8 protein-coding genes and 1 pseudogene are annotated in these 6,695 nt (G+C 68.0%); 1 reads left to right on the forward strand and 8 read right to left on the reverse strand.

What is annotated here, in order from left to right; all coding sequences use genetic code 11:
• The 4 genes from IL54_RS24060 to IL54_RS07535 form a co-directional block, all read right to left on the reverse strand.
• A partial coding sequence (locus IL54_RS24060) for a cobyrinate a,c-diamide synthase (RefSeq protein WP_037478074.1) occupies nucleotides 1–1,134 on the reverse strand: 1,134 nt, incomplete at its 3' end.
• A complete protein-coding gene (cobM, locus tag IL54_RS07525) occupies nucleotides 1,131–1,928 on the reverse strand; it encodes a precorrin-4 C(11)-methyltransferase (RefSeq protein ID WP_037474424.1) in 798 nt (265 codons plus the stop codon). The genes IL54_RS24060 and cobM, both read right to left, overlap by 4 nt.
• Nucleotides 1,925–2,305, reverse strand: a complete 381-nt coding sequence (locus tag IL54_RS07530; protein ID WP_037478077.1) for a cobalamin biosynthesis protein — start codon at nucleotides 2,303–2,305, stop codon at nucleotides 1,925–1,927. Before IL54_RS07530 ends, cobM begins: the two co-directional genes overlap by 4 nt.
• Nucleotides 2,302–3,510 carry a bifunctional cobalt-precorrin-7 (C(5))-methyltransferase/cobalt-precorrin-6B (C(15))-methyltransferase gene (locus tag IL54_RS07535; protein ID WP_037474426.1) on the reverse strand — a complete coding sequence of 403 codons (1,209 nt, stop codon included), beginning with the start codon at nucleotides 3,508–3,510 and terminating at the stop codon, nucleotides 2,302–2,304. Before IL54_RS07535 ends, IL54_RS07530 begins: the two co-directional genes overlap by 4 nt.
• Between IL54_RS07535 and IL54_RS07540 the strand changes: the two genes are divergently transcribed.
• Nucleotides 3,509–4,270 carry a cobalt-precorrin-6A reductase gene (locus IL54_RS07540; protein WP_037474427.1) on the forward strand — a complete coding sequence of 254 codons (762 nt, stop codon included), beginning with the start codon at nucleotides 3,509–3,511 and terminating at the stop codon, nucleotides 4,268–4,270. The genes IL54_RS07535 and IL54_RS07540 overlap by 2 nt on opposite strands.
• Here IL54_RS07540 and cobJ read toward each other — a convergent pair.
• From cobJ to IL54_RS07560, 4 genes and pseudogenes are all read right to left on the reverse strand, one after another.
• Nucleotides 4,234–4,995, reverse strand: coding sequence for a precorrin-3B C(17)-methyltransferase (gene cobJ / locus IL54_RS07545; RefSeq protein WP_037474429.1), 762 nt, complete (start codon nucleotides 4,993–4,995; stop codon nucleotides 4,234–4,236). The two genes, IL54_RS07540 and cobJ, sit on opposite strands and share 37 nt — an antisense overlap.
• Entirely contained in the window at nucleotides 4,992–5,729 is a 738-nt protein-coding gene (cobI, locus tag IL54_RS07550) for a precorrin-2 C(20)-methyltransferase (protein ID WP_037474432.1), read from the reverse strand. The genes cobJ and cobI overlap by 4 nt, the downstream gene beginning before the upstream one ends.
• On the reverse strand, nucleotides 5,726–6,355 hold the full coding sequence (locus tag IL54_RS07555) for a precorrin-8X methylmutase (protein ID WP_037474434.1): 630 nt from the start codon (nucleotides 6,353–6,355) through the stop codon (nucleotides 5,726–5,728). Before IL54_RS07555 ends, cobI begins: the two co-directional genes overlap by 4 nt.
• Nucleotides 6,355–6,695, reverse strand: a pseudogene (locus IL54_RS07560) (cobalamin biosynthesis protein CobG); the annotation flags it as partial. The gene IL54_RS07555 and the pseudogene IL54_RS07560, both read right to left, overlap by 1 nt.

Consider the following 6,695-nt stretch of genomic DNA (forward strand, 5'->3'; position numbering starts at 1 on the left):
CGGCACCAGCAGTTCGGCATGGCGATAGCCAAGGTGCATCTTGCGCTGGGCATGGCTGGTGACCAGCCCCAACAGCCCGGCCATCCGGTGCCGTTCACCACTCTTGTCGATCAACCCCTCACCCAGCACCATATAGCCGCCGCATTCGCCGTGAACGGGGCGCGTTTGGGCATAATGGCGCAGGCCGGACAGGAATGTCGCTGCGGCGGCGATGGTTCCGGCGTGCAGTTCGGGATAGCCGCCAGGCAACCACACCAGATCGGCATGGGCGGCGGGCGCTTGATCGGCCAGTGGCGAAAACGGCAGGATCTCCGCCCCGGCGCGCCGCCACCCTTCGATCAGATGCGGATAGACGAACGAAAAGGCGGCATCGCGCGCCATGGCGATGCGCTGGGCCGGCGGGACGGGCAGCTTGCCGCCATCGGCTTGTGGTTCGGCACCGGCGGCACGGCGAACGGCATCAAGATCAACATGGGCGCGCAGGAACGCCGCAAACTCGGCAATCGCGCGATCAAGGTCGGGATGCTCCACCGCCTGAACCAGCCCAAGATGGCGTTCGGGCAGGGTCAGGTCGCCGCGCCTTGGCAGGGCACCCAGCACCGGAATGTCCACCGCCTCCATGCCCTTGCGCACCAGCCGTTCATGACGCGGACTGGCCACGCGGTTCAGGATCACCCCGGCAAATGGCAGCCCCGGATCAAGGCTGCTGAACCCGAGTGCGGTGGCGGCGGCGGACTGCGCCTGCCCCGATACATCCAGCACCAGCACGATGGGCCAGCCCATGCGGCGGGCCATGTCGGCGCTGGCACCATTGCCCGATGCGCCCTTGCTGGCCACGCCGTCAAACAGGCCCATCGACCCTTCGGCCAGCACCATGTCCGCGCCCGCAGCCTGCCCCGCGATGGCAGCGATCAGATCGCCTTCCATCGCCCAGCTATCAAGGTTGAAGGACGGTCGGCCACAGGCGGCGCGGTGAAAGGCCGGGTCGATATAGTCCGGCCCGCTCTTGAACGGCTGCACCGCCAGCCCGTCTTCGGTGAGCGCGCGCAGCAGGCCCAGCATCACCGTGGTCTTGCCGGTGCCCGATGCGGGGGCGGCGATCATCAATCCCGGAGTCTGGTGGCGCGCGCTCATTCCGATGCCCCCGCAAACCGCGAACCGGCATCCTGAGGCCGAAAGCGGCGGTCATAACCGGGCGCATAGAGGCTGCTTTCGGCAAAATCCTGCGCCGCCAGCACCCGCCCGACCAGGATCAGGGCGGTGCGTTGCAGATTCTTGGCCGTGCTGCCCGCCACGGCCTGTTCGATGGTGTCGAGCGTCGCCCGGACAATCTGCTGATCGGGCCAGCTGGCGCGCCAGACCACCGCGACCGGGCAATCCGCGCCATAGGCCGGCGTCAGGTCCGCCACCACTTGCGCCAGATTGTGAACCGAAAGGTGAATGGCCAGCGTCGCGCCGGTAACGGCAAAATTGGTCAGGCTTTCGGCGGGCGGCATGGTGCTGGCGCGGCCCGGCGTGCGGGTCAGCACCAGCGATTGTGACAGCGCGGGCAGGGTCAGCTCTGCCTCCAGCGCAGCGGCGGCGGCGGCGAACGCTGGGACACCGGGCGTCACGGTAAAGGGAATGTCCATCGCGCGCAGCCGGCGCAATTGCTCGCCCATCGCCGACCAGACTGACAAATCGCCCGAATGCAGCCGCGCCACATCGTGCCCGGCGGCATGGGCAGTGGCGATCTCGGCCATGATCTGGTCCAGTTCCAGCGGCGCGGTGTTCACGATCCGGGCACACGGCGGGCAATGATCGAGCACGGCGACCGGGATCAGCGACCCGGCATAGAGGCACACCGGGCTGCCCGCGATCAGATCGCGTCCGCGCAAGGTTAAAAGGTCGGGCGCGCCGGGACCGGCGCCGATGAAATGGACGGTCATGTTGGGGTTCCCTGAAAGGTGACACTGGCCGCAATGGCGCACGTGGCCATGCGGTCGGGCGAGATGCGGCGCGGCGACAGCAGGCGCGCGCCGGCGCCTGCTTCGGCCATGGCGGATGCTTCGGCCACGCTGCCGACGTGGCGGGCGGTCAGGCTGGCGGCGGAGCGCGTGAGGGTGGCGACGGCGGCCAATGCATCGGGCGCCACGCCCGTCAGCGGCAGGCCAAGCGCCTTTGCCAGCGGGACCAGCGCCGCAAGCTTGTCCTGCGCGGTGGCCAGATGCGTCACCGGCGGCTGCCCTTGTTGCGCCAGCGCGAACGCCGCGCGCAGTGAGGGCAGGGCCGCGCCCGCGCGAAAGCCGAAGCCTGCGACGATCACAGCGTCACGCTCCATTGCACCACCGGATAGCGCGCGCGCCAGCCGTGCCGGTTGCCCAACGGTGCGGCGTCGGCCAGTTCGATGCGCAGGAGGCTCCCGCCCTTCTGGCCATGCCACCGGGCTAGCAGCGCTTCTGATTCCAGCGTCACCGCATTGGCCACCAGCCGCGTTCCGGCGGGCAATCGTGCCCACAGCGCGTCCAGCAAGGCTTCCGATAATCCGCCGCCGATGAACACCGCATCGGGCACTAGTCCCGGCGGCAAAGTATCCGGCGCACGTCCGATCACCACCTGCAATCGGTCGACACCCAGCGCAGCGGCGTTGGCCCGCGCCCGGTCCGCGCGCACCGGATCGGCTTCCATCGCGCAGGCGCGGTTGGCCGGGTGGGCCAGCAGCCATTCGATCCCGATGGAACCCGATCCCGCGCCGATGTCCCACAGCAGTTCCCCCACACACGGGGCCAGCGCCGACAAAGTCAAGGCGCGCACCGGGCGCTTGGTCAACTGCCCGTCGGATGCGAACCAGTGGTCCGGTCGTCCTGCCGCCTGCGGCAAGCCATCACCGTGGCCCACACAGTCGATCCCGACCGCAACCGGATGGGCAATGTCGGTGAAGGTCAGCGCTTCTGCAGTCACCCGGCGTACCCGTTCGCGCGGACCACCGAGCGCTTCCATCACGTGCAGCACTGACGGGCCAAAGCCTTGGCCGGTCAGATAATCGGCCAGCGCGCCCACGGCCTCGCCATCGCGCAACAGCGCCACAATGCGCTGCCCTGACGCCAGATGGGGCTTAAGTCGCTCCAGCGGCGCGGCGTGCAGGCCAAGGCAGGCCACATCCTGCAACGGCCAGCCCAATCGTGCGGCTGCCAGCGTGAAGGTGGAAGGCGCCGGTATCGCCACCCATTCGCCCGGATCGAGCTGCCGGGTTACGCTGCTCCCCGCCCCGAACCAGAACGGGTCGCCCGACGCAAGCATCACCACGCGCTGTCCGCGATGTTGCATCAACAGGGTGATGCCATCGGCAAAGGGCACTGGCCATTCGGTCGCAGGGCAGGTAATCGCGGGCAGCAGCGACAGATGCCGGGCCGGTCCCATGACCAGTTCGGCCCGCGCCAGCGCCGCCCGGCTCGCAGCGGACAGGCCATCCGGCCCGTCCTCGCCGATGCCGATGATCGTCAACCACGCTTCAGGAGCCGTATCAGCCATGCGACATGTCCTCCTGCTGGGTGGAACGACCGAGGCGAGCGTTCTTGCCCGCCTGCTTGCCGCGCAGGGCATTGCGACGACACTCAGCTATGCCGGACGGACGAAAAATCCCCGCGCTCAACCGGTTCCGGTGCGGGTTGGCGGGTTCGGCGGGATGGCTGGGCTGACCGATTATCTGCGCGACCATCGCGTGACCCATCTGGTCGACGCGACCCACCCCTTTGCCGCGACGATGAGCCGTCATGCGGTGGAGGCTGCGCGGCTTGTGGGTGTGGCCCATGTCGCCGTGACCCGTCGCGCGTGGGAACCGGTTGCTGGTGACCGCTGGACCCGCGTTGCTGATATCGACGGCGCGGTCGCCGCGCTGGCAGGACAGGCCCGCCGCGTCATGCTGGCGCTGGGGCGGATGCATGTCGAAGCCTTCGCCGCGCAGCCACACCACCACTATCTGCTGCGTTTCGTGGACGCGCCGGAGCAGCCGCCGGGCCTGCCCCATCACACCCTGATCGTTGATCGCGGGCCATTTACCGTCATGGGCGACAGCCAGCTGATGCAGGCGCACGCCATCGATCTGGTGGTGTGCAAGAACGCTGGCGGCAGTGGTGCCGATGCCAAGCTGATCGCCGCGCGGGCGCTGGGCCTGCCGGTCCTGATGATTGACCGACCCGCCGTTCCGGGCCGGACCGAGTGTTATCGCCCGGAGGATGTGCTCGCGTGGCTGGGTCATGATGCCGAACCCAAGGCCGAGCGGGGGGTGTAGAGAATGGGACCAGCCGCACGTTCGATGATCCGCGTCAGGCTCGATCCGACGATCACCATCGTGCGCATATCGGCCATGTCCGCGCGGGCCTGACCCAGCGGTACGATTTGCAATTGTTCGTCGGGCGTCGATAGGGCGCGGGCGAACAGGATCGGGCGATCATTGCCACACACCGCGCGCAGCAATTCCAGCACACGTTCGAAACCTTCCGGCCGGGCTTTCGACCGCGGGTTGTAGAACGCCATCGCAAAGTCTGCCTCTGCAGCCAGCCGCAGCCGCTTTTCGATCACGGACCACGGCTTGAGGTTGTCCGACAGGTTGATCGCGCAAAAATCGTGCCCCAGCGGCGCCCCCGCTCGCGCGCTGGCGGCCAGCATGGCAGTGATGCCGGGCAGCACCCGGATGTCGAGATCGCGCCAGTGGGCCGGGCCAGCCTCCAGCGCCTCGAACACGGCGGCGGCCATCGCGAACACGCCGGGATCGCCAGAAGACACCACCACCACGCGCCGGCCCTGCGCCGCCAGTTCCAGCGCATGGGCCGCGCGATCCAGCTCCACCCGGTTGTCGGATGGATGCAACGTCAGCCCCTCACGCGGGGCGATGCGGGCGACATAGGGGATATAGCCGATAACATCGCTTGCCCCTGCCAGCGCGGCGGTGACTTCGGGCGTGATCAGTGCCTCGTCGCCCGGTCCCAGACCGGCGATGGATAGCGAACCGCTCATGGACGACGCCCCTGTCCATGAATCAGCAGGATCGAGAAATAGGGCGTGACGCTGGTCGCCTCGATCAACCGCGTGACGCGCTGGCCGGGCATGGCGGCATGTTCGACCAGCCATGCCGCGTCCTCGCGCCCCGCCGCTGCCACCGCGCGGCGCAATTTGGGCAGGTTGCGCCCGATCTTCATCACCACCAGCGCATCGGTATCGCGGATGCGCCGGGCCAGTTCCTCCTCGGGCAGGGTCGCCATCGCGATGGTCAGCACGTCATCGCCCCAGGTGATGGGAATGTCAGTCGCGTTCCATGCCCCGGCCATGCCGGTGATACCCGGCACCACCGTCACCGGGACGATGCCCGCCAAACGGCCATGAAGGTGCATGAACGAGCCGTAGAAAAACGGATCGCCCTCACACAGCACAACCACGTCCTCGCCCGCCTGCGCCAGCGCCAGCAAACGTGCGGTGCATTCGGCATAGAAGGCGGAAAGACAGTCGTTGTAGCGGGGATCGGACAACGGGATCTCGGTCGTTACAGGATATTCCATCGGGATTTCAATCACGTCGGCGCGCAGCATCCCTTCGACAATCCGCCGCGCCTGCCCCGGCCGTCCGGCCTTGCGGAAATAGGCAACATGGCGAGCGCCACGCACCAACCGGTCGGCGCGCACGCTCAGCAGATCGGCCGCGCCGGGACCAAGCCCGACGCCGTGGATGGTTCCGATTGATGACGACGCGCTCATTCGGCGCGGCTTGCCAGCGCGTTAATCGCGGCGACCGTGATCGCGCTGCCGCCAAGCCGCCCATCGACAATGCAGCACGGCACCGGCGGCGCGGCCCACAGCGCGGCCTTGGATTCGGCCGCGCCGACAAAGCCCACCGGACAGCCGATGATGGCCGCAGGGCGCGGGCAATCGGGATCTTCCAGCATATTCAGGAGATGGAACAGCGCGGTTGGCGCATTGCCGATGGCCACCACCGCGCCCGCCAGATGCGGTCGCCACAGTTCCAGCGCGGCGGCGGAACGGGTGTTGCCCATCGCCCGCGCCATGTCCGGTACTGGCGGCGCACTGAGCGTGCAGATGATCGGATTGTTGGCCGACAGGCGGGCGCGAGTGATCCCTTCGGACACCATCCGCGCATCGCACAGCACCGGCGCGCCATCGGCCAGCGCGGCACTGGCCGTTTGTGCGAAGCCGGACGAAAAGCGGATATGCGCCGCCAGTTCGACCATCCCGGCGGCATGAATCATGCGGACCGCCACCGGCTCCTCATCGGCAGAAAAGGGCGCCAGATCGGCTTCGGCGCGGATCGTGGCGAAGGACTGGCGATAAATGGCCGCGCCATCGGTTTCATAGATATGGGGCATCAAGCGGTTCCAAATTGGGCAAGAAGGTCGGCCGGGCCAAGCGCGGAGTGAACCGCAGGCCCTCCGGCGCGCGCGTTCAGGGAAAGATCGAACAGGCCATCGCGGCCCGTCAGCGTGACATCGGCGGCGCGCGGGCGGGCACAGCCCTTGGCACAGCCCGAAACATGCAGCCGTCCCGCGATATGCGGGGCAAGGCGGCGGGCAAGATCGCGGGTTTCAACCGACGCCTGCGTGCAGCACGGCGCGCCCGGACAGGCATCCACATGCAGCAGCGGATCGGCAGGGTCGGTGATCAGGCCATCCACCTGCATGGCAGGCGCGCCTTCTACTACGAGCACCC

Origin of the sequence: Sphingobium sp. ba1 (assembly GCF_000743655.1) — a bacterium.
In the GTDB taxonomy this organism is placed as follows: domain Bacteria; phylum Pseudomonadota; class Alphaproteobacteria; order Sphingomonadales; family Sphingomonadaceae; genus Sphingobium.